The 501-nt window shown below is 51.1% G+C and carries 2 pseudogenes; one reads left to right on the top strand and one right to left on the bottom strand.

The features are described from left to right. Positions 1 to 277: pseudogene (locus tag R7Z49_RS28050) on the top strand (insulinase family protein); the annotation flags it as partial. Between the two features lie 57 nt (positions 278 to 334). Here the strand turns inward: R7Z49_RS28050 and R7Z49_RS28045 are convergent. Further along, positions 335 to 501: pseudogene (locus R7Z49_RS28045) on the bottom strand (polymer-forming cytoskeletal protein); the annotation flags it as partial.

The raw sequence follows: 501 nt of genomic DNA, 5'->3' as shown, positions 1-501 counted from the left end.
GGATAAGGTTTTCGACGATCTCGCGACCAACATTACCCAGAAAGAAGTCGACACTGCGGCCAAGCAGCTTGCTGTCGCGATGCAAGGATTGGGTGACAACCCTGGTTCTCGCGCTTGGGTTTACAGCCGCTACCTCGCGCACGACTACGGATTGGATGTTGTGTTGGATGTAGAGAAAGCCGCTAAGAGCGTAACACTAGAAGAAGTGAAAGCACGTGCGGCATCGGCGTTTGGTCCGAATGCCAAGCGTTCTGCGCTGATTCTCAACCCGATGTAAAACCAGACATTGGATGCAAACAGTAAAACGAAAAAGACGGCTTAATCGCCGTCTTTTTTATGCGCTTTTGCGCGCGAGTCGCTTTTCAGTGTTGGCGCTGTTGTCTTTCGCCGTTGCGCTTTCTTGCACTTTGCCTTTCAGGCTGACCACTTCTTTTTCTGGCAATTCTGCTGCTTCACCGAAGAACTTACCGCCCGGTTCAATGCTCAGATTGTTGCTCCAGA

The sequence above is a fragment of the Vibrio sp. 1562 genome (assembly GCF_033340155.1).
Classification (GTDB): Bacteria; Pseudomonadota; Gammaproteobacteria; order Enterobacterales; family Vibrionaceae; genus Vibrio; species Vibrio alginolyticus.
This window is presented reverse-complemented; position numbering and strand designations above follow the sequence as displayed.